This window comes from Variovorax sp. 05T418, from assembly GCF_056396385.1.
The window spans coordinates 95,032-114,067 of the sequence record NZ_JBFTLJ010000004.1 but is presented as its reverse complement, the minus strand read 5'-3'; the positions used below and the strand labels follow the sequence as shown (position 1 = coordinate 114,067).

Genomic DNA, 19,036 nt, shown 5'->3' with positions numbered 1-19,036 from the left:
GGGGCGCGCCATGGGATCGACCCCTTCCTCGCTCGGCTTGTGGGTCAGTGATGGCCAATGATATCCGCTCCCACCAGGGTATTGCTCCGGCGCATGCCCTCCGGCCGCCAACGCAGCGAAGGAAGCGCGAAGGCCATTCCCAGCAGCGCGCCGGCCAGCGCGTCGAGCACCACGTGCTGCTTGACGGCCAATGTCGAATACGCAATGGCGGCAAACCACAGCCAGTTGGCAAGGCGCAGGAAGACCGGCGTGCGCGCCTCGCGCAGCACATGGTCCAGCCGGATGGCCGTGAAGATGGCCACCGCCACGTGCATCGAGGGGCAGGCGTTGCCCGCGGCGTCCACGCCCTGCAGCATCGCAAAGCCGGGATAGCCCGACACGTCGATGGCCAGCGGCGGTATCTGCGTCGGCCAGAAGTAGAAGAGGCCCAGCCCCGTCAGGCACAGCGCGCCGATCCACAGCCCGTACACCACCAGCTCGCGGAAGTTGGGCTGCAGGCCGGGCGCGATGCCCACGTAGAACCACAGCGAGAGGTAGGCGCCCAGCGTGTAGGGCTGGAACGGAATCAGGTGGTCCAGCGCCGTGAGCGGCATCACCACGACCGGGTAGGCCGGGTTGCGCAGCATGTGGAAGTAGCCGATGAAGAAGAGCCAGGTGAAGATCGTGGTGCCGATCGCCTTGAGCCAGAAAAGGCGGCGAATGCGCGCGCCGATGTCTGCGGTCCAGGTCTGGGGGCTGTGCGTTCGCGGAAGGGGCGCCATGGGCAGGTGGGTCGGAGGTCCGTGGTTTTCGTCGGCCGGCCGATCTTGCCAGAGCGCCGTGACGGCGTGGCGGCATCGAGGCGAGCTTCAGGCGAGCGCGGCGGATCGCTTCTTGTGCTGGAAGGAAGTGGGCGAGCGTCCGGTGGCGGCCTTGAACATGGCGCAGAACGCGCTGTCGGTGGCATAGCCGCTGGCCGCGGCCACCTGGCTCACGGCCATGCCGCGCGCCAGCAGCGGCAGCGCATGCGCCATCACGGCCTGCTGCCGCCACTGCTGCCAGCTCATGCCGAGCTGGTCGCGGAACAGCCGCGCCACGGTGCGCTCGCTGGCGCCGATGGCGGCGGCGCGCTCGGCCAGCGTGGCGCGGTCGGCCGGGTTGCGCAGCAGCGTCTCGCACAGCTGGCGCAGCCGCTTGTCGGACGGCAGCGGCACGTCGATGCGGATCTGCGTGGCGCGCTCGAGCTCGTCCACCAGCAGCGGCGCGATCATGCGTTCGCGCTGCGGCGCGTGCGGGTCGGCCGGCGGCAGGCCGTCGGGCGTGGTGTCGAGTGCGAGCATCAGCGCGCGCAGCAGCGGGCTGATCTCGAGCACCTCGCATTTTTCCCAGGGCGGGCCGAGCCAAGCATGCAGATACACGGTACGCAGCTCGGCATCCTCGATCAGCATGATGCTGTGCGGCATGTTGGCCGGCACCCAGACCGCGCGCGAGGGCGGCACGATGTAGCTGCCGTCCTGCGTGCTGAGCCGGATCACGCCGCGGGTCGAAAAGGTGAGCTGCGGCCACGGGTGCTGGTGCAGCTCGACGAAGGTGTCGGCGCTCAGGAAATGTTCCTTGGCGCGCAGCGGCCTGACCGCGTCGGGTGCGTAGAGATGCGGCGTGAGCGAGGCGACGCTGGTGACCGGGGAAGGGAGTGAAACGGCGCTTGGCATGGTTTCGACAAATGTTGTCGCTGTATCGCCATTCTGCCGCGGCCAGCGGGCATAGCATCGGTGCCTGCCCGGTTTTTTGTAGCAATCCATGTCTTCCACTTCCTCCCCGACAGCCACTCCTTCCACCAGCTTGCGCGGCGACGCACAGCTCATCGGCCTGGTCGGCCTGGCCCATGCCATCAGCCACTTCAGCCAGCTGATCCTGGCGCCGCTGTTCCCTTGGCTGAAAGACGCGTTCAACGTGAGCTACACCGAGCTGGGCGCGGTGCTGACGGTGTTCTTCGTGGTCTCGTGCATCGTGCAGGCGGCCTCGGGCTTCATCGTCGACAAGCTGGGTCCGCGGCCGGTGCTGTTCGTGGGGCTGGGCGCGCTGGCCCTGGCGGCCTTCGGCTATGCGCTGGCCCAGAGCTACTGGATGCTGCTGCTGTGCGCCGTCGTGGGCGGCATCGGCAACGGCGTGTTCCACCCGGTCGACTACACGCTCTTCAACCGCAAGGTGGCGCCGACCCGCCTGGGCCACGCCTACAGCGTGCACGGCATCACCGGCAGCCTGGGCTGGGCGCTGGCGCCGGCCTTCGTGGTGCCGATCGCCATCGCCTTCTCATGGCGCGTGGCGCTGGCTTCGGCCGGTGCGCTGGCCATCGTGGTGCTGCTGGTGCTCTGGGCCTACCGCGGCGTGCTGGCGCTGGACGTGAAGGCGGTGCACAAGGCCACCGGGCATGGCGAGCCGGCACCCGTCGGCGGCGAGTTCGACTTCCTGCGCATTCCGGCCGTGTGGATGTGCTTCGGCTTCTTTTTCTTCTATGCCGCCGTGATCAGCGTGGTGCAGACCTTCGCGCCGGCGGCGGCGGGCCACCTGCACGCGGTGCCGGTGGCGCTGGTGGCGGTGTGCCTCACGGTCTACATGGTGGCAAGCGCGGCCGGCATGGTGGCGGGCGGCTTCCTGGCCTCGGATCCGTCGCGCTGCGAACGCATCGTGGGCATCGGCTTCGGGGTGGCGGCCGCGCTGGCGCTGGTGCTGGCCTTTGCGCAGTTTCCGCCGGTGATGGTGCCGGTGCTGTTCGGCGCCATGGGCTTCGTGTCGGGCGTTGCCGGCCCTTCGCGCGACCTGCTGGTCAAGCGCTCGACGCCGCCCAATGCCACCGGCCGCGTCTACGGCGTGGTGTATGCGGGCCTGGACATCGGCCAGGCGCTCGCGCCGCTGGTGTTCGGCCGCTTGATGGACCATGGCCAGTACGCGAGCGTGATCGCCGGCCTGGCGCTGGTGCAGGCCGTGCTGATTGCCAGTGCCTTCAACGTGACGCGGGTGCGCCGCACGGCGCTGGTGCCGGCCTCGGCCTGATCTCCCGCGGATTTCGCCTCAAGCCGTGGGCAGGATCTCGCGCACGCGCTCCCAGGGCCGGCACATCAGCGTGCCGCGCGGCGAGACGACGATCGGGCGCTGCAGCAGGATCGGGTTCGCGGCGATGAAGTCGAACAGCTGGTCGTCGCTCCATTTCGGATCGGCCAGCTTCAGTTCTTCGTAGGGCGCTTCCTTGGTGCGCAGCAGGTCGCGCGCGCCCAGGCCCATGGCCTTGGCCAGCTCGCGCAGCTTCTTCTTCGAGGGCGGCGTTTCCAGGTACAGGACGATCTCGGGTTCCACGCCGCTCTCGCGGATCAGGCCCAGCACGTTGCGCGAGGTGCTGCAGTTGGGCTTGTGGAAGATGGTCATCGGGTAGTCGGTGGTCGGGGTGCGTGCGGCCATGGTGTCGTCGTCAGTCTTTCTGTGTTTCCTGGTCCATCGAGAAGGGGAAGCGCGCTGCCCAGAAATCGGCCAGGCGCGGATCGGCATCCACGCGCCGCACCACCTGCGCCATGCGCGGCGCCACGCGGTAGAAACGCCTGCGCCGCGGCGTCCAGCGCGACAGCACGGTCACGTAGAGGTCGAGCATGCTGATCTTCTCGCCGAGCAGGTAGGGCGAGGGCTCGTCGATCTGCGTGTCCATCAGGTGCCAGCAGTGCGCAATGCGCTCGGCCGTGCGTTCGAGCATCACGGCCTGCGCGGCCGGGTCGGGCGTGAGGCGCGTGGGTTCGTCGCGCACCCAGAACAGCGAGTAGATGGCCGCCGGCAGGTAGACCATCCAGCGCAGGTAGCGCGCACGCAGCGGATCGCCGGGCGCGGGGCAGAGCCCGGCTTCCGGATAGCGGTCGCCAAGCCAGATCAGCATGGCCGCGCTCTCGGTCATCAACTCGCCCGACGGCAGCACGAGCGCGGGCACCTGCTGCATCGGGTTGACGCCCGCCATGCGCTCGCGCTCGGAGTCGCTCTCCCAGGGCGAGACATCGACGGTCTCGACCTGCGCGCCGATCAGCGTCAGCGCCGCATGGACCGGCGTGGCGCCCGAGCCGGGCGCGCCGTAGAGGGTGTAGCGGTCGTTCGAGGCGGATGAAGAAGTCATCCGCCCAGATTACTGCAGCAGCGTGCCGCTTGTCACGCAGTGGCCAGCAAGGCGTCGACCTTCTTCAGGCCTTCGAGCGTCTTCACGCAGGCCTCGGCCACTTCGGTGCCCTTGACGGCGAAGTGGCGGTGGAAGTACTTGCGGTGCTCCACATGCTCGTGGAAGTGGTGCGGTGTGAGCACGGCTGAAAAAATCGGCACGTCGGTCTCGAGCTGCAGCGACATCAGCGTGCTGACCACGGTGCCGGCCACGAACTCGTGGCGGTAGATGCCGCCGTCCACAACCAGCGCGCAGCCCACGATGGCCGCGTACTTGCCCGAGTTGGCAAGCCGCTTGGCATGCAGCGGAATCTCGAAGGCGCCGGGCACGTCGAAGATGTCGATCAGCTCGCGCGCCACGCCGAGCCGCTCCATCTCGGCAAGGAAGGCGTCGCGCGCCTGGTGGACGATGTCGGAATGCCATTGCGCCTCGACAAAGGCAATGCGCTCGCCGCGCGGCTTGCCCGGCGCGTTGACGGCGGAAAGGGGAAGGTCGTTGATCTGACTCATGGTGTGCCTCTTGAAAGCAGGTTTCCTGAATCAGGGCGCACGAAACCGCAGGGCAGCATGCGCGCCATTGCAAGGCGCGCGGGCCGGCCCGCATTTCGCGCTCTCTTTCATCCGGACTGTGACCGTCGGCTTCGGAATTGCACCGAAATCTGCTGACCCCGCAGCCCATTGCAGGCCTTGGGCGCTCGCGGGCTCGTGCGGCCCCTCTTTCGAAGAAGCCGCCATTACCGCCGGTGGGGAGTTTCGCCCCGCCCTGAGAACGCTTGCCGTCCGGCATGCCGGACGACGGTGCGATTCTAGGAGCGGACGGCGGCGCTGCTTGTCGCCCGCGCGCCAGACCTTCGGCGGCGCGGGGATTTTCGCCGCGCGCGGGTGCGTACGGCTCAGCGCTTCGCGAGGAACTGCGTCATGCGATGCAGTTCGTCGTCGAGCGCCGCGCGGAACAGCGCATCGCGGGGTGGCTTGCCGCCGGCGTAGCCGAAGGCGGGCTGCAGCCGGCCTTCGGGTGCAGTGATATTGGCCCAGCCGATCACGCGCTCGTGCCAGAGCAGAGGCAGCGCGTAGTAGCCGAACTGCCGCTTCGGCGCCGGCATGTAGGCCTCGAACTTGTACGTCCAGCCCCACAGCAGCTCGAAGCGGCGGCGGTCCCACACCACGGGGTCGAAGGGCGCGAGCAGGCGCACTTCTTCATCGGGCGCATGGCGCCGCGAGGCCGGGTTTTCATCGCCGGGCCAGTACCAGGTGGTGCCGTCGATGCGGCAGCTTGCGAGCCGTTCGTCGCGTGCGAGGCGCAGCGCGGCCTGCGTCTGCGCCGACAGATGCGGCGCGCCGTAGCCGAGCAGCCGCACGAGGTACGTCAGGCTCGCGGCCGGCAGCGGCGCGTACTTGCGTACCACCAGGTCGATCAGCGCGGCGGCGCGTTGCGCGCGGCCGGCGGGGCTGTCGTCGGCCGGCACATGCGTCACGGCCTCGTAGACGCGCGTGCCGCTGTCGCGCCGCACCACGCGCAGCATGCCGCGGTAGTGCAGGCCATCGAGCAGCCGCGTCGTCGCATTGCTCGAGCCGCCCCAGTAGTTCTTGACGCTGCCGTGTGCAAAGTGCTGTTCGACTTCACGCGGATGCACGGGCCCGCGTTCGCGCACGAAGGCCAGCACGTCAGCGGCCTTGCGGCGGGTGTCCGCGTCCCAGGGCTGCCTGGCTTCGCGCGGATGCATCAGCGCCAAGTGCTCGCGCGGCAGAAAGCCGTAGTTGACGAGGCAGTCTTCCTCAATGGCAAGTCGGGTGTAGCGGCTTTCGAGATCGCCCGCGCGGTAGTCCTTCACGCGGTGGCGCAAGGTCAGGTCCTGTGCGCGCGCAGGGGCGCGGATCGGGTCGGCCTGAACGAAGCCGAGCCGGCGAATTGCGCCCGGCAGCGTGGTCGGCTTGAAGAGGGTGCGCGCGATGGCGTAGCGGCGCAGGTCGTCGAGGGTCGGGGTGGCCATGGGGCGGATTGCAGCACAAGTGGGCGCTGCTGTTTTAGGGGCCTTGTTGTTCAGGGCGCGCTCCCGCCGACGGGGTACCTTGCTCCGCGAATGTCCTCCGGCCTTCGGCCTCCCCCTTGATTTCGCTGCGCAAGGCACCCGATCGGCGGGAGCGTTATACGGAGCAGTCGTTGATCAGCTGTGCACGCGCCCCGAACAAAAGCTCCGAATACTTTTGCTAGACGGCTTGCCTGTGCCGTTCGATACACACGTCGAGCGTTTCGCTGCCGGCCCGCTGCCACCAGTCGAGATTCGAAAAGATCTCGACTTCGCTGAACCCCGCGAAGCCCGCGTCCTCGACCCAGCCGCGGATCTTCTTGAGCTCGACCACGCCGTCGCCCATCATCCCGCGGTCCGAGAGCAGGTCGCGCGTGGGCGTGAGCCAGTCGCAGACGTGGTACGCCAGCAGCCGCTCGCGGCCGGCGCGCGCGATCTGCTGCTGCAGCTTCGGATCCCACCACACGTGATAGATGTCCAGCGCCACACCCAGCATGCCGCTCTTGCCCGCATCGAGCTCGTCGCAGATGTCGAGCGCGTGTTCGAGCGTGTTGATGCAGGCGCGGTCGGCCGCCTGCATGGGATGCAGCGGCTCGATGGCCAGCGGCATGCCGACTTCGCGTGCGTATTCGAGCGATGCGGCAATGCCGTCGCGCACCTCGCCGCGCGCGCGGGCGATGTCCTTGTAGGCGGCCTTGCCTTCGAGCGCGCCGGGCAGGGCGCCGACCACCAGCACGAGGCAAGGCGCATCGAGCGTCTTGGCCTCGTCGATGGCGCGGCGGTTGTCGTCGAGCGCGGCCTGGAGGCCCGCCGCATTCGCCGCCGGAAAGAAGCCGCCGCGGCAGTAGCCCGACAGGCCGATGCCGTGCGCCTTCAGCTGCTTTGCGATCTTGTCGAGCCCGACGGCCGCCACCTGGTCGCGCCAGGGGCTGATCGCGCGGATGCCGCGTTCGGCGCACTGGTCGATGATGCGGTCGAGCGGCACCTCGGCGCCCAGTTGCTTGCGGATGGTGGCGGTGTTGATCGACAGCCAGTCGTGGTTCTGCGAGAAATCGCGCATGGCTTCGATCAATTGTCCACGCCGTGCAGCGCAAGCAGCGTCTTCATGCGCCGCACCGCCAGTTCCGGCTGCTCCAGCAGGTTGGCCGCGTCGGCCAGCCGGAACAGCTCGGCGAAGTGCTGCAGCGAACGCGTGCTCTGCTGGCCGCCCACCATCGTGAAGTGCTTCTGGTGGCCGTTGAGCCAGGCCATGAACACCACGCCGGTCTTGTAGAAGCGCGTGGGCGCCGCAAAGATGTGGCGCGACAGCGGCACCGTCGGGCCGAGGATCGCGTGGAATTTTTCCGTATTGCCTTGGGCCAGTGCACCCAGCGCCGCGCTCGCAGCCGGCGCGATGGCGTCGAAGATGCCCAGCAGCGCGTCGCTCTTGCCGTGCGTGGGCTCGCGGCCGAAGCCGTCGCCGGCGATCAGCTCGGCGTAGTTGAAGTCGTCGCCCGTGTACATGCGAACGCCGGGCGGAAGGCGCCGGCGCATCGCGATTTCCTTGTCCTTGTCGAGCAGAGAAATCTTGATGCCGTCGACCTTGTCGGGGTGCGCCGCGATGATGCCGATCGCGGTGTCCATCGCGGCGTCGGTGTCCTTCGTGCCCCAGTAGCCGGCCAGCGCCGGATCGAACATCTCGCCCAGCCAGTGCAGCACCACCGGCTGCCTGGCCTGCGACAGGATGCGGTCGTACACGCGCTCGTAGTCGGCAGGGCTCCTGGCCACGCGCGCGAGCGCACGGCTCGCCATCACGATCAGCTTGCCGCCGAGCGCCTCGATCGCCGCCATCTGCTCTTCGTAGCCGCGGATCACGTCGTCGACGCTCTTCACCTCGTCGAGGTTCAGGTGGTCGGTGCCGCAGCCCGAGGCGACCAGCGCGCCGGGCACGTCCTTCGCGGCATCGAGCGAGCGGCGGATCAGCTCGAGCGAGGTCGGCCAGTCCAGGCCCATGCCGCGCTGCGCGGTGTCCATGGCTTCGGCCACGCCCAGGCCCAGCGAGAACAGGTGGCGGCGGTAGGCGATGGTCGCGTCCCAGTCGACGGCGGCCTGCAGCCAGGGGTCGACCGCGGCCAGCGGGTCGGCCACCACGTGCGCGGCCGAGTAGGCGATGCGGTTGAACTTGATGCCCGCATCGGGCTTCACCGGCGCGGTGCCGCGCAGGGCGTAAGGCGCGAGCGCGCCGCTCGCGGTGGGAAGGTTCAGCGTCAATGCCATGGCTTGTGCTTCTTCTTCAGACCTTCAGCGCAGGCACGTCGACCCAGCGGCGGCCCTTCCACGATTCGAGCGCAGCCTCGACCAATTGCACGCCCTTGGCGCCTTCGGGCAAGGTCCACTTGTAGGGCTCGTTCTCGACCACGTGGCGGATGAAGTGCTCCCACTGGATCTTGAAGCCGTTGTCGTAGACCTGCGAATCCGGAATCTCCTGCCACTGGTCGAAGAAATTCATCATCTGCTTCTCGTCCGGGTTCCACACCGGCCGCGGCGTGGCCACGCGCGACTGCGCGCGGCAGCTCGACAGGCCCGCCACGGCCGAACCGTCGGTGCCGTCGACGTGGAAGGTCACGAGGTCGTCGCGGCGCACGCGCGTCGCCCAGCTCATGTTGATCTGCGCGATCACCGGCTCGCCGTTATGGCCCGTGAGCTCGCAGGTGGCGTAGGCCGCGTCGTCGGCGGTGGCCTCGTAGGGCTTGCCGGCCTCGTCCCAGCGCCTGGGGATGTGGGTCGCGCCAATGCACGACACAGACTTCACTTCGCCGAACAGGTTGTCCAGCACGTAGCGCCAGTGGCACATCATGTCCAGGATCATGCCGCCGCCGTCTTCCTTGCGGTAGTTCCAGCTCGGACGCTGGATCGGCTGCAGGTCGCCCTCGAACACCCAGTAGCCGAACTCCAGGCGCACGCTGAGCATGCGGCCGAAGAAGCCCGCGCGGCGCAGCATGTCGAGCTTGCGCAGGCCCGGGAGGAACAGCTTGTCCTGCACCGCGCCGTGCTTCAGGCCCGAGCCTTCCGCCAGGCGCGCGATCTCGACGGCCTCATTGAGATTGGTGGCGATGGGCTTTTCGCAGTACACGTGCTTGCCGGCGCGGATCGCCTTGGCCAGCAGCGTCGGGCGCATCTGCGTGGTGCCGGCGTCGAAGAAGATCGTGTCGTCCTTGTTGGCGAGCGCCGCGTCCAGGTCGGTGCCCCAGCGCGCGATGTTGTGGGCCTTGGCGAGCGCTTCCATCTTCTCGGCGTTGCGGCCGATGAGGATCGGGTCGGGCATCACCTTGTCGCCATTCGACAGCGTGACGCCGCCTTGGGCGCGGATCGCGCAGATGGAGCGGATCAAATGCTGGTTCATGCCCATGCGGCCGGTGACGCCGTGCATGATGATTCCGAGTCGTTGGGTGGCCATCGTTTTCTTCCTTGGGATGCGAGAGGGGTGCTTCAATAGACGGAACGCATGGCGTCCCACGAGATGCCGGCGCCGGGCTTGCCGGTGGCAAAGCCGGGCGCGGTGGCGAGCGGCGACAGGGCTAGCTGTCCGCCGCGGATGGCGAGGCGCACGGCGCCGTCGCTCGGTTCGTAGAGGCCGGGATGCAGCTTCAGCAAGGCCTGCTGCTCCGCCTCGGGCACGGCCGCAAGGCCGTTGACGTAATGGTGTCCGTTGCGCTCGACATGCGAGAGGCCGAGCCAGCCGACCAGCGCGAGGTCCTGCTGCACGCCGATGCCGGCCTGCATGGTCAGGTCTTCGCCGGACAGGAAAAAGCGGTCCGCTTTCTCGGAAGCGTTCCAGTGCGCGCAGCGCGCCGCATTGACCACCGACTTGTAGAAGCCCTTGCAGCTCTTGCTCGACACGCCGGTGTAGCCCAGCGCACGGGCCTGCACGAAGGCATCGAGCGTGGCGTCGGATTCGTCGATGAGCAGGGGAATGCGCTTGCCCAGTGCCGCCACGTTGCGCTGCAGGGCGGCATCGCGGCGGATCGGCTGTTCGACGAAGGCCGTCTTCTGCGCGAGCTTCCACAGCACGGGCGTCGACAGCATGCGGTCGAGAAAGACGGCGAAGTCGCCGGCATCGGCGTACTGCTCGTTGCCGTCGAGCGTCACGAGTTGCGCGTGGCCATCGATCACGCGGGCGATGCGCTCCAGGCGCGCGATGTCCTGCGCCGTGTGGCCGCAGAGCTTGAGCTTGAAATGCGTAAGGCCGTAGCGTTGCACCGCCGCGGCCAGCGTGGTGGGCAGGCCGTCGGCCGGTGCATCGGGCAGCGGGTCGCTGTCGTCGATGGCATCGGCCAAGCCGACCGTGTGGCGCGCCGCGATGCGCGCGCGCGGCGATCGGCCGGCCAGGAAGCCGGGCATGCCGAAGCCCGCGAGATCGTCGGCCAGCCCGCTGCCCGCAACATCGATGCCGCACAGGTTGGCGCTCATCGCCGCGGCAAAGCTCTGGCCCATGTGCAGGCACAGCGCATCCATCAGCGCGCGGTCGATCAGCGCGGGGCCGTAGCTCGCCACCAGCGCCTGCAGGCCCTTGGACTTCGCGCGGGCCTGCAGCGCGGCGTAGTTCGATGCGAAGTGCGTCCAGGCGGTCTGCGCTTCGTCCTCGGCCAGATAGGCTTCGCGCGCATCGCGCAGCGCAAAGCGAAGCTGCTCGAAGTTCTGCTCGTTGGTGAGCGCCGGGTTCTTGTCGAACCACTTGGGCACCATCATCTCGGCCGCACAGCCCTCGGCCGTGCGGCCGTTCTCGAAGCGGATGCGCGCCCGCACGTAGACCTGCGGGCAGGCCGTGACGGTGGCGGCGCCAAAGCGGAACGGCAGCCTGAGCGCGACGTCGCGCTCGGCAAACCGGATCTCCTCGACGTGGAAACGGGGCGCGTCCATGGGTGCGGCTCAGTGGTCCAGGATGCCCTGCGAGAAAAAGTGCGCGCGCACCTCTTTGGTGTAGGCGCCGAACTCGGCCGAGGCCATGACGTCGAGCGTGCGAGGGCGCGGCAGGTCGATGTCGTAGACCGCGGCGATCGAGCCGGGGCGCTCGCTCATCACGATCACGCGGTCCGAGAGAAAGATCGCCTCGGGGATGCTGTGCGTGATCAGCATCACGGTTTTCCTGGAGGCCATCCAGATGCGCTGCAGCTCCAGGTTCATCTTCTCGCGCGTCATCGCGTCGAGCGCGCCGAAGGGTTCGTCCATCAGCAGCACCGAGGGGTCGTGCAGCAGCGCGCGGCAGATCGACGCGCGCTGCTGCATGCCGCCCGAAAGCTGCCAGGGGTACTTGCCCTCGAAGCCCTTGAGGCCCGCCATCTCCATCAGCTCGCGCGCCCGGGCCTCGGAGGCGGCCTTGGGCAGGTGGCGCATCTCGGCCTGCAGCAGGATGTTGTCCTGCACACTGCGCCAGGGCAGCAGCACCGCGCTCTGGAACACGATGCCCACGTCCTTCTGCGGCCCCTTGATCGGCTTGCCCGCCAGCGTGAGCTCGCCGCCGCTGATCGGCAGCAGGCCGGCCACCATCTTGAGCAGCGTGCTCTTGCCGCAGCCCGAAGGGCCGACGACCGAGACGAACTCGCCTTCACGGATGGCAAAGTCGAGCGGCTTCAGCGACTCGACCGGGCCGTCCTTGCTCTGGTAGGTTTTGGCGACGCCGCGCGCTTCGATCAGGTTGGCTTGGGACATGGAGTGCGTGAGGGGTGGCAACAGCGAGCGGGCGCGCGGACGAAAGATCAGTTCGGGAGAAAGTCGAGGGTGACGTAGTCTTCCGGCTTGCCGCGCGTCGAGGCGTCCATGCCGCCGTACTGCACCAGCAGGTCGAGCGAGTCGTTCACGTTCTTCATCGCCACGCGGAACGGGCGCTGGTTGGCCGTTTCCTTCGTGTGGTAGAGCGCCACGCTCTGCTTCATGCCCACGATCAGCGTGTCGCGCACGCCGGCCTTCGGGTTGGCCTTGAGCATGGCGTCGACCGCGGCTTCGGGGCTCTTCTCGGCGGCTTCGGCGGCCTTGGTCGATGCGCGCATGAAGCGCTTCACGAGGTCGGGGTTCTCGGCCAGCAGGTTCTTGTTGGCGATGATGCCGGAGCTGATCTGGTTCACGCCCGAGTCGGCAAAGCGGATCGGCGTCACGGGCTTGCCGGTGGCGTCCTGCAGCTTGATGGCCTGGTCCATCACGTAGCCCAGCAGCAGGTCGGCCTGGCCGTTGATCACCGCATTGAGCTTGGTCTGGCCATCGCCCGAGACGATCTTCACCTGCTCGGGCTTGATGTTGTTGACCTTGAGGAAAAGAGGCCACATCTGCGACATCGAGTCGCCCGGCGTGACGGCCACGGTCTTGCCGATGATGTCCTTGGGCACCTTGATGTTCTTCTCGCTGAAGCCCATGACCGACATCGGGCTCACCTGGAACAGCACGCCGGTCGACTTGAGCGGCGCGCCCTTGGCGGCGGCCTTGATCATGGTCGTGACGTCGATGTAGCCGAAGGTCGCCGACTTCGCGGCCACCGCCTGCGCCGTGACGGCGGAGCCGCGGCCTTCCTGGATCTCCAGCTCGATGCCCTCGTCGGCGTAGAAGCCCTTTTCCCTGCCGAGGAAGAAGGGCGCATGCTCGCTGTACAGGTACCAGTTGAGCATCAGCGTGACCTTGTCCTTGTCCTTGGGCTTGTCGGCCTGCGCATGTGCGGGAGCGATGGCAAAGCTGGCGAGCGCGGCAAGGACCGAGATGGCGAGCAGCGAGGGAAGCAGTTTCTTCATGACGTTGTCTCCTGGAGTTTTCTGGGTATGACGAAGAAAGGAACTCAGTTCGCGTGGCGCTGCGAGGCATGCCACGGAATCATCACGCGCTCGACGATGTCGACCGCGACGAAAAGAATCACGCCGATGCTCGACAGCACCACGAGCGCGGCAAACATCAGCGGCAGGTCGAAGTTGCCGTTGGCCACCTGCAGCACGTAGCCGATGCCCGAGTTGGAGCCGACGAACTCGCCGACCACCGCACCCACCACGGCCAGCGTCACCGACACCTTCAGGCCGCTGAAGATCGCGGGCATGGCCTGCGGCAGGCTGATCTTGAAGAAGGTCTGCAGCCGGCTCGCGCCCATCGAGCGGGCCAGGTCGAGCATGTCGGGCTCGACCGACTTGAAGCCCATCACCGTCGACACCACCACCGGAAAGAAACCCAGCAGGAACGCGCTGATCACCTTCGGAAAGATGCCGAAGCCGAACCACACCACGAAGAGAGGCGCAATCGCCACCTTGGGAATGCTCTGCGAGAACACCAGCAGCGGGTACACGTACGACTCGACCAGCCGCGAGTAGGCGATGACCATCGCAATCGGTATGCCGATCAAGATCGTCAGGCCGAAGCCGCCGAGCGTGGCGAGCGTGGTCTTCCAGCTCTCGGCCAACAGGCGCGGCCATTCGGCCACGAGCTGCTTCACCACTTCCCACGGCGGTGGAATCAGGTAGGCCGGAATCCTGAAGAGCCGGATCGCCACGTCCCACAGCACCAGCAGCAGCAGGATCAAGAGGAACGGGCGCAGGGCCGGAGAAAGCAGGAGCTTGCGGAGCATGAAGACGACTCGGGGCTTGTCGACGGAGGCTTGCTACTGCTGGACCGACAGGCCCGCGGCCTTCACGAGCTGGGCATTGCTCGCGATCTCGTCCTTGATGTAGGCGTCGAACTGCTCGGGCTTGAGCGTCCAGGCATCGGCGCCCAGCTTGAGAAAGCGCTCCTTCACCTCGGGCGTGGCCAGCGCCTTTGCCACTTCGTCGTGCAGGCGGTGGACGATGTCGCGCGGCGTCTTGGCCGGCGCCATCATCCCGATCCAGAAATTGAACTCCGAGCCGGGCACGCCGGCCTCGCTGGTGGTGGGCACGTCGGGCAGGGCGGCGGCGCGCTTGGGCGAGCCGACGGCGAGCGCGAGCAGCTGGCCCTCCTTGATCTGGCCTATCACCGGCGCGATGGGCGAGAAGTAGTAGTCGACGCGGCCCGAGAGCACCTCGGTGACGGCCTCGCCCGATCCCTTGAAGGGAATGTTGGTCGCGTCTATCTTCGCGGCCATCTTGAACTTCTCGGCGTTCAGGTGCGTGGCGCTGCCCTGGCCGGCCGATGCGAAGTTCATGCTGCCGGGCTTGGCGCGTGCGGCGGCCAAAAGCTGCGGCAGCGTCTTGATGTTCTTCGCCGGCGAGATCACCAGCGCGTTGGGCAGCGACGAGATCGGCGTGATGCCGGCGAAGTCGCCCACCGTGTCGAACGGCAGCTTGGCGAAGGTAGAGGGGCTCACCGTGTGCGACGACGAGTGGATCATGACCGTGTAGCCGTCCGGCGCGGCCGTGGCCACTGCCTGCTGGCCGATGGTGCCGCTCGCGCCGCCGCGGTTGTCGATGACCAGCGTCTGGCCCATGCTCTGGCTCATCTTGTCGGCGATGGCGCGGGCAATGATGTCGGTGGTGCTGCCTGCCGCAAAGGGCACGATCACGCGGATCGGCTTGCTGGGATAGCCGTTCTGCGCGGATGCGAGGCCGGGCAGCAGTGCGCCCAGGCAGGTGAGCGCCGCAAGGGCGGTGGTGCGTGCGAGTTGCTTCATGGTCGGTTGTCTCCGCGCGGTGGGGCCGCTGTCTTGAATCGATCAATTCACCAATAAGTGAATTAGCGATTTTAGGAAGGGCTGCGCCGCAGCGTCAACCGCCGCTGCCTAGTGAATACCCGAAGGAGGTCTGGAAAGGCCGCAGGGGCCCGCAGGCTCAGTGCAGCACGTAGCCCAGCACGAGGTCGGTCATGTGCGACAGGCGCTGGGCCATGGCCTTGGGCGCACGCAGGTCACGGCCGAAGATGGCCGAGAGCGTGTGGTTGTTCGAGAGATAGAAGTAGCACAGCGACGCGATCGAGATGTACAGTTGCACCGGGTCCACGCCGGCGCGGAACAGCTTGTCGCGCCGGCCGCGCTCGAGCACCGCGTCCAGCAGCTGCACCAGCGGCGAGTTCATCTCCTGGATGCGTTCGGAGCGCTTGAGGTGCGCCGCGCAATGCAGGTTCTCGCTGTTCAGCAGCGTGATGAACTCGGGGTGCTCCAGGTAGTAGTGCCAGGTGAAGGAGACCAGCTGGCGGATCGCCTCGACCGGGTCGATCTCGTCCAGGTGCAGCCGCTGCTCGGCCTCGCGGATGTCGGCGTAGGTGCGCTCGAGCACCGCCAGGAACAGGTCGTCCTTGCTGCCGAAGTAGTAGTAGATGAGGCGCTTGTTCAGGCCTGCGCGCTCGGCGATGCTGTCCATGCGTGCGCCGGCCAGGCCCCGCTGGGCGAACTCGTCGCGCGCCGACGCAAGGATGGCGAGTTGCGAGCGGTCGGCATCGCGCGAACGCGGCTCGGCCGTTTCGGGCGGGGAATCCTTGGGGGCCTTCATGGCGCGAATTTAACCAATTGGTGAATTAACGCAAGGCGTTGGGAGCGGGCGCACATAATTGCCGGAGACATTGCAGCTGAGGTTCGACTTCCCATGAGTACATCACAACCGGCCGGCCACCTGATCGTCGAATGCCTGGTCGAGCAGGGCATGGAGATCGCGTTCGGCGTGCCCGGCGAGAGCTTTCTCGCGGTGCTCGACGGCTTCCACGCCTACCGCGATCGGGCCCGCTTCATCGTCAACCGGCAGGAGGGCGGCGCGGCCTTCATGGCCGAGGCGCACGGCAAGCTCACGGGCCGACCGGGCGTTTGCTTCGTGACGCGCGGACCCGGCGCCACCAACGCATCGATCGGCGTGCACACCGCGTTCCAGGATTCGACGCCGATGGTGCTTTTCGTCGGCGACGTGGGCAGCGACTTCCGCGACCGCGAAGCCTTCCAGGAAGTGGACTACGGCAGCTTCTTCGGCCCGGGCACCAAGGGCTTTGCCAAGCGCGTGGAGCGCATCGACGACGCCGACCGCATTCCCGAATACGTGGCGCGCGCCTTCGCCACCGCGATGAACGGCCGTCCGGGGCCGGTGGTGCTGGTGCTGCCGGAGGACATGCTGCGCAGCCAGACCGCGGCGCGGCCGCTGAAGCGCGTGGAGGCGGTCCAGCCATGGAGCGACCCGGGCGCGCTGCGCACGCTGCGCGAACTGCTGCTGAAGTCCGAGCGGCCGCTGGTGATTGCCGGCGGCGGCGGCTGGACGGCGCAGGCCGCGCAGGCGCTGCAGCGCTTTGCCGAGAACTGGCGGCTGCCGGTGGCCAATGCCTTCCGCTTCCAGGACACCTTCGACAACCACCATCCGCTGTATGCGGGCGACGTCGGCATTGCGATCAATCCGAAGCTCGCACAGCGCGTGAAGGACGCGGACCTGATCCTCGCGATCGGCCCGCGCCTTGGCGAGATGACCACCGGCGGCTATACGCTGCTCGAGGCGCCGAAGGCCCAACAAAAACTGGTGCATATCCACGCCAGTGCCGAGGAACTCAACCGCGTCTACCAGGCCGACCTGGCCATCAACGCCGGCATGAGCGCCGCCGCGCGCAGCCTCGAGGTGCTGAGCGCACCGCCCACGCTGCCGTGGGAAGAATGGACGTTGCAGGCCCATGCGGACTACGAGGCGAACCTCGAGCCGCAGCCGCTCGCCGGCATGCCGGCCGAAACGCCGCGCGGCCCCATCGACATGGCCGCAGTGGTCGCGCTGTTGCAAAAGCACCTGCCGCCGGACGCGGCCATCACCAACGGCGCCGGCAACTTCGCGAGCTGGGTGCACCGCTACTTCCGCTATCACGGCCTCGCAAAGGGCCACAAGACGCAGCTGGCACCCACCAGCGGCGCGATGGGCTACGGCGTGCCGGCGGGCATCGCGGCCAACCTGGCAACGGGGCGCGTGGCCTTCACGATCGCGGGCGACGGCGATTTCCTGATGACCGGGCAAGAGCTCGCGAGCGCTGCGCAGCATGGAGGCAAGAGCATCATCGTGCTGCTGAACAACGGCATGTTCGGCACCATCCGCATGCACCAGGAGCGTGAGTACCCCGAGCGCGAGAGCGGCACCGCGCTGCGCAATCCCGACTTCTGCGGCCTCGCGCGGGCCTACGGCTACGCGGCCGAGCGCGTGACCGAAACCGCGCAGTTCGAGGCCGCGCTGCTGCGCGCGCTGGCGGCCGATACGGGCACGCTGATCGAGATCCCGCTGGACCCGGAGGTGATCACCACGCGCGGCACGCTCGCGTCGATCACGCGGGCGGCGCAGGCGCGGGGGTGAAGAGAGCCGCGGCGCGCGGTTGCCACAGGCGAAAAAAAAGCCGGCATGAGCCGGCTTTTTGATGCGGGAGCGCGGGGCCCCCGGGTGCTTACTTGACGTGCTTGCCGATCAGCGCGGCCAGTTCGAACATCGACACTTGCGGCTTGCCGAAGATTTCCTTCAGCTTGGCGTCGGCGTTGATGTTGCGCTTGTTGGCCTTGTCCTGCAGGTTGTTCTTCTTGATGTAGTCCCACAGCTTGCTCACGACTGCGGTGCGTGGCAGAGGCGTCGAGCCCACAACGGCGGCGAGTGCCGGGCTGGGGGTCAGGGCCTTCATGAACGCAGCGTTGGGCGTGCGCTTCTTGGCGGGAGCGGCCTTCTTTGCAGGAGCCTTCTTCGCGGGTGCAGCCTTCTTCGCAGGAGCAGCAGCCTTCTTTGCGGGAGCCGCCTTCTTGGCCGGTGCGGCCTTCTTCGCAGGAGCCGCAGCCTTCTTTGCGGGAGCGGCCTTCTTTGCCGGAGCTTTCTTGGCCGGAGCCTTCTTTGCAGTTGCCATGGTTGATTTCCTTTTTTGGTTAAACAGTCACCAATGAAAAACTTGCGTCTCCAGTGGCATTGCGGATGCTAAAGGAGAAAAAACGCGTTTCCAAGGGAAAAAGCGGTTTTTTCATTGGGAGTTGTTGTTTTTTCAGAGGGGAGAACCCGTGGTTTTCAGCTTCGGCGCGCGGGCCAGGTCGCCAGCACCACGCCAACGAGTGCAAGAGCGAACGCAAGCAGCTGCGCCGCGGAGAGGCTTTCGCCGAGCACCAGCACGCCCACGAGGGCCGCGCTCACGGGCAGCATCACGGCAAACACGCCCGCTTGCGCAGCGGGCACATGGCGCAATCCGGTCATCCAGAGCCACACGGTCCAGATGCTCGCGGCCAGCGCATAGACCACGAGCAGTGCCCAGGTTCCGAGGCGCACCGCCGTGAAGTCGAACTGCAGCGCAAACCAGATGCCGAAGGGCATCGACAGCACGAAGCCCCAGAGGTTGATGAGCGAGGAGATCCGCTTGGGGCCGAGCCGGCCGGTGAGCGACTTGCCGATCACCGCATAGGCGGTTTCGCACAGCACCGCGCAGAACACGAGCAGATTGCCGAGCCAAGGCATCGAAGGCGCGGCGGCGCCGTTGTCGCCCGCTGCCGGTGCATGCGCGGGCGTCAGGGCCAGCAGGCCGATGCCGATCGCAGCGCAGCCTATGGCCAGGCCGATGCGCACCGTGATGCGCTCGCGCAGGAAGAGCCAGCTCGCCACCGCCACGGCCGCCGGGATCGAAGCCATGATCACGCCGGCGGACACCGCGCTGGTCAGGCTCACGCCGAACAGCATGCAGATCGAGAACAGGAAGTTGCCGAGGAACGATTCGAGAAAGACCAGCCCGCGCGTGCGTGCACTCATCGGCGGTTCCCCCGGAGCGCGCCGCAGCCAGTGCGGCATGGCGAGCGCCGCGATGCCGAAGCGCAGCCAGGCGAGCAACAGCACCGGGAAGGCCGCCACCAGCGGCTTGGAGAGGGCGACGTAGCCGCCGACGAGCGACATGCTCAGGGCCAGGCAACCATAGGCCAGCAGGCGGCTGGCGGGAGCAGCGGTGTTCAATAGACTGGACGG

The 19,036-nt window shown here is 67.5% G+C and carries 19 protein-coding genes and 1 riboswitch; of the genes, 2 read left to right on the top strand and 17 right to left on the bottom strand.

Features of this window, described 5'->3' with window-relative positions:
• Nucleotides 1–44 precede the first annotated feature (44 nt).
• Both AC1DMS_RS08995 and AC1DMS_RS08990 read right to left on the bottom strand, forming a co-directional pair.
• A complete protein-coding gene (locus AC1DMS_RS08995; protein WP_012746985.1) occupies nt 45–761 on the bottom strand; it encodes a phosphatase PAP2 family protein in 717 nt (238 codons plus the stop codon).
• A gap of 87 nt (nt 762–848) precedes the next feature.
• Nucleotides 849–1,691: an AraC family transcriptional regulator gene (locus tag AC1DMS_RS08990; protein WP_012746986.1), complete on the bottom strand. Its 843-nt coding sequence runs from the start codon at nt 1,689–1,691 to the stop codon at nt 849–851.
• Nucleotides 1,692–1,779: 88 nt separating this feature from the next.
• On the opposite strand from AC1DMS_RS08990, the gene AC1DMS_RS08985 reads away from it, so the two are divergent.
• Nucleotides 1,780–3,033, top strand: coding sequence for an MFS transporter (locus tag AC1DMS_RS08985; protein ID WP_307594132.1), 1,254 nt, complete (start codon nt 1,780–1,782; stop codon nt 3,031–3,033).
• An 18-nt stretch (nt 3,034–3,051) separates the two neighbouring features.
• On the opposite strand, the gene arsC is transcribed toward AC1DMS_RS08985, so the two are convergent.
• From arsC to AC1DMS_RS08920, 13 genes are all read right to left on the bottom strand, one after another.
• Nucleotides 3,052–3,435, bottom strand: a complete 384-nt coding sequence (arsC, locus tag AC1DMS_RS08980) for an arsenate reductase (glutaredoxin) (protein ID WP_018902987.1) — start codon at nt 3,433–3,435, stop codon at nt 3,052–3,054.
• A 10-nt stretch (nt 3,436–3,445) separates the two neighbouring features.
• Entirely contained in the window at nt 3,446–4,129 is a 684-nt protein-coding gene (locus AC1DMS_RS08975; RefSeq protein WP_478180885.1) for a glutathione S-transferase family protein, read from the bottom strand.
• A gap of 32 nt (nt 4,130–4,161) precedes the next feature.
• Complete coding sequence (locus AC1DMS_RS08970) at nt 4,162–4,677, bottom strand: 6,7-dimethyl-8-ribityllumazine synthase (protein ID WP_307594135.1); 516 nt, start codon at nt 4,675–4,677, stop codon at nt 4,162–4,164.
• A gap of 95 nt (nt 4,678–4,772) precedes the next feature.
• A riboswitch (FMN riboswitch) is annotated at nt 4,773–4,942 on the bottom strand.
• Nucleotides 4,943–5,060: 118 nt separating this feature from the next.
• Nucleotides 5,061–6,158: a DNA glycosylase AlkZ-like family protein gene (locus AC1DMS_RS08965; protein WP_307594137.1), complete on the bottom strand. Its 1,098-nt coding sequence runs from the start codon at nt 6,156–6,158 to the stop codon at nt 5,061–5,063.
• A 217-nt stretch (nt 6,159–6,375) separates the two neighbouring features.
• Nucleotides 6,376–7,254, bottom strand: a complete 879-nt coding sequence (locus tag AC1DMS_RS08960; protein ID WP_436311015.1) for a sugar phosphate isomerase/epimerase family protein — start codon at nt 7,252–7,254, stop codon at nt 6,376–6,378.
• A gap of 8 nt (nt 7,255–7,262) precedes the next feature.
• Entirely contained in the window at nt 7,263–8,450 is a 1,188-nt protein-coding gene (locus AC1DMS_RS08955; protein WP_478180884.1) for a dihydrodipicolinate synthase family protein, read from the bottom strand.
• 16 nt (nt 8,451–8,466) lie between these two features.
• Complete coding sequence (locus tag AC1DMS_RS08950; RefSeq protein WP_478180883.1) at nt 8,467–9,630, bottom strand: Gfo/Idh/MocA family protein; 1,164 nt, start codon at nt 9,628–9,630, stop codon at nt 8,467–8,469.
• Nucleotides 9,631–9,662: 32 nt separating this feature from the next.
• Entirely contained in the window at nt 9,663–11,093 is a 1,431-nt protein-coding gene (locus AC1DMS_RS08945; RefSeq protein WP_478180882.1) for an enolase C-terminal domain-like protein, read from the bottom strand.
• A 9-nt stretch (nt 11,094–11,102) separates the two neighbouring features.
• Nucleotides 11,103–11,882 (bottom strand): ABC transporter ATP-binding protein, encoded by a 780-nt coding sequence (locus tag AC1DMS_RS08940; RefSeq protein ID WP_012746997.1) that lies wholly within the window; start codon nt 11,880–11,882, stop codon nt 11,103–11,105.
• Nucleotides 11,883–11,929: 47 nt separating this feature from the next.
• Complete coding sequence (locus AC1DMS_RS08935; protein ID WP_436287628.1) at nt 11,930–12,949, bottom strand: ABC transporter substrate-binding protein; 1,020 nt, start codon at nt 12,947–12,949, stop codon at nt 11,930–11,932.
• A 44-nt stretch (nt 12,950–12,993) separates the two neighbouring features.
• On the bottom strand, nt 12,994–13,767 hold the full coding sequence (locus tag AC1DMS_RS08930; RefSeq protein ID WP_012746999.1) for an ABC transporter permease: 774 nt from the start codon (nt 13,765–13,767) through the stop codon (nt 12,994–12,996).
• A 33-nt stretch (nt 13,768–13,800) separates the two neighbouring features.
• Nucleotides 13,801–14,784: a tripartite tricarboxylate transporter substrate binding protein gene (locus AC1DMS_RS08925; RefSeq protein WP_012747000.1), complete on the bottom strand. Its 984-nt coding sequence runs from the start codon at nt 14,782–14,784 to the stop codon at nt 13,801–13,803.
• A gap of 157 nt (nt 14,785–14,941) precedes the next feature.
• Nucleotides 14,942–15,598: a TetR/AcrR family transcriptional regulator gene (locus tag AC1DMS_RS08920; protein WP_478180881.1), complete on the bottom strand. Its 657-nt coding sequence runs from the start codon at nt 15,596–15,598 to the stop codon at nt 14,942–14,944.
• 93 nt (nt 15,599–15,691) lie between these two features.
• Between AC1DMS_RS08920 and AC1DMS_RS08915 the strand changes: the two genes are divergently transcribed.
• A complete protein-coding gene (locus AC1DMS_RS08915; RefSeq protein ID WP_478180880.1) occupies nt 15,692–17,410 on the top strand; it encodes a thiamine pyrophosphate-binding protein in 1,719 nt (572 codons plus the stop codon).
• 88 nt (nt 17,411–17,498) lie between these two features.
• On the opposite strand, the gene AC1DMS_RS08910 is transcribed toward AC1DMS_RS08915, so the two are convergent.
• Both AC1DMS_RS08910 and AC1DMS_RS08905 read right to left on the bottom strand, forming a co-directional pair.
• The gene (locus tag AC1DMS_RS08910) at nt 17,499–17,942 is read right to left on the bottom strand and encodes an SWIB/MDM2 domain-containing protein (protein WP_012747003.1); all 444 of its coding nucleotides are present in this window, start codon (nt 17,940–17,942) and stop codon (nt 17,499–17,501) included.
• Between the two features lie 155 nt (nt 17,943–18,097).
• The gene (locus AC1DMS_RS08905) at nt 18,098–19,024 is read right to left on the bottom strand and encodes a DMT family transporter (protein WP_012747004.1); all 927 of its coding nucleotides are present in this window, start codon (nt 19,022–19,024) and stop codon (nt 18,098–18,100) included.
• Nucleotides 19,025–19,036 lie beyond the last annotated feature (12 nt).

Bases quoted from the DNA above. Each gene is read 5' to 3' on its own strand.
- AC1DMS_RS08910 (WP_012747003.1), bottom strand. From the start codon at position 17,942: ATGGCAACTGCAAAGAAGGCTCCGGCCAAGAAAGCTCCGGCAAAGAAG.
- AC1DMS_RS08985 (WP_307594132.1), top strand. From the start codon at position 1,780: ATGTCTTCCACTTCCTCCCCGACAGCCACTCCTTCCACCAGCTTGCGC.
- AC1DMS_RS08945 (WP_478180882.1), bottom strand. From the start codon at position 11,093: ATGGACGCGCCCCGTTTCCACGTCGAGGAGATCCGGTTTGCCGAGCGC.
- AC1DMS_RS08920 (WP_478180881.1), bottom strand. From the start codon at position 15,598: ATGAAGGCCCCCAAGGATTCCCCGCCCGAAACGGCCGAGCCGCGTTCG.
- AC1DMS_RS08970 (WP_307594135.1), bottom strand. From the start codon at position 4,677: ATGAGTCAGATCAACGACCTTCCCCTTTCCGCCGTCAACGCGCCGGGC.
- arsC (WP_018902987.1), bottom strand. From the start codon at position 3,435: ATGGCCGCACGCACCCCGACCACCGACTACCCGATGACCATCTTCCAC.
- AC1DMS_RS08975 (WP_478180885.1), bottom strand. From the start codon at position 4,129: ATGACTTCTTCATCCGCCTCGAACGACCGCTACACCCTCTACGGCGCG.
- AC1DMS_RS08960 (WP_436311015.1), bottom strand. From the start codon at position 7,254: ATGCGCGATTTCTCGCAGAACCACGACTGGCTGTCGATCAACACCGCC.
- AC1DMS_RS08950 (WP_478180883.1), bottom strand. From the start codon at position 9,630: ATGGCCACCCAACGACTCGGAATCATCATGCACGGCGTCACCGGCCGC.
- AC1DMS_RS08955 (WP_478180884.1), bottom strand. From the start codon at position 8,450: ATGGCATTGACGCTGAACCTTCCCACCGCGAGCGGCGCGCTCGCGCCT.
- AC1DMS_RS08930 (WP_012746999.1), bottom strand. From the start codon at position 13,767: ATGCTCCGCAAGCTCCTGCTTTCTCCGGCCCTGCGCCCGTTCCTCTTG.
- AC1DMS_RS08915 (WP_478180880.1), top strand. From the start codon at position 15,692: ATGAGTACATCACAACCGGCCGGCCACCTGATCGTCGAATGCCTGGTC.
- AC1DMS_RS08990 (WP_012746986.1), bottom strand. From the start codon at position 1,691: ATGCCAAGCGCCGTTTCACTCCCTTCCCCGGTCACCAGCGTCGCCTCG.
- AC1DMS_RS08935 (WP_436287628.1), bottom strand. From the start codon at position 12,949: ATGAAGAAACTGCTTCCCTCGCTGCTCGCCATCTCGGTCCTTGCCGCG.
- AC1DMS_RS08965 (WP_307594137.1), bottom strand. From the start codon at position 6,158: ATGGCCACCCCGACCCTCGACGACCTGCGCCGCTACGCCATCGCGCGC.
- AC1DMS_RS08940 (WP_012746997.1), bottom strand. From the start codon at position 11,882: ATGTCCCAAGCCAACCTGATCGAAGCGCGCGGCGTCGCCAAAACCTAC.
- AC1DMS_RS08925 (WP_012747000.1), bottom strand. From the start codon at position 14,784: ATGAAGCAACTCGCACGCACCACCGCCCTTGCGGCGCTCACCTGCCTG.
- AC1DMS_RS08995 (WP_012746985.1), bottom strand. From the start codon at position 761: ATGGCGCCCCTTCCGCGAACGCACAGCCCCCAGACCTGGACCGCAGAC.